This window comes from Streptomyces sp. NTH33 (assembly GCF_003236365.1).
Classification (GTDB): Bacteria; Actinomycetota; Actinomycetes; order Streptomycetales; family Streptomycetaceae; genus Streptomyces.
In genome coordinates this window covers 1-867 of sequence record NZ_POTZ01000937.1, presented here as the reverse complement: position 1 = coordinate 867, position 867 = coordinate 1, and the positions used below count along the sequence as shown (strand labels likewise).

Here is an 867-nt window from a genome sequence, read left to right as displayed (position 1 = left end):
CGGCGGGAACGTAACCGGTCTGCCCCTTCTTAGCGAGGTCCTTGAGGTGCTGCTCGTAGCGCTCGGGCGAGACGACCTTCACGTTGAACAGCATCCGGGAGTGGTCCTGGCCGCAGAGCTCGGCGCACTTGCCCCGGAAGGTGCCCTCCATGGTGGGGGTCACCTGGAAGGAGTTGGTGTGGCCCGGGATGACGTCCTGCTTCATCAGGAACGGCAGCACCCAGAAGGAGTGGATGACGTCACGCGAAGTGAGAACGAAGCGGACGGTCTTGCCCTTGGGCAGCCACAGGGTCGGGCCGGGGTTGCCGTTCTGGGGGTTCCGCGTGCCCGGGATGCCGTAGTCGTAGACGCCGCCGGCGTTGGCCGGGAAGGCGTCCTTGAACCGGTTCGGGATGCCGGCCAGGTTCTTGTCGGTCTTCGCGTCACCGCTCACGCCGGGGACGGGCTCGATGTAGTTGAAGGCCCAGCTCCACTGGTAGCCGACGACGTTCACCGTGACGTCGGGCTTCTTGGACATGTCCAGGAGCTTCGACTCGTCACGGGCCGTGAAGTAGAAGAGCACCGAGACGATGAGGAGCGGGACCACCGTGTACAGCGCCTCGATGGGCATGTTGTACCGGGTCTGCGGAGGTACCTCCACCTTGGTGCGACTGCGCCGGTGGAAGAAAGCACTCCACAGGATCAGACCCCACACCAGGCAGCCGACGGCAATCGCGGCCGCCCAGGACCCCTGCCACAGGGAGAGGATGATCGGAGCCTCTTCCGTGGTCGGGGTGGGCATACCCAGTCGGGGAAAGTCCTTGTATGTGCAACCGGTAGCGGTCGCCAGGACCAGGCCCGCAGTCAGTGCCTGCAGCAGCTTCCGCC

General features: G+C 65.3%; 1 protein-coding gene. It reads right to left on the bottom strand.

Translation table 11 applies throughout. The annotated features are described in order from the left end of the window. Positions 1-867, bottom strand: an 867-nt coding sequence (gene ctaC, locus C1I97_RS37655; protein WP_111007336.1) for an aa3-type cytochrome oxidase subunit II, incomplete at both ends; no start/stop codon positions are given.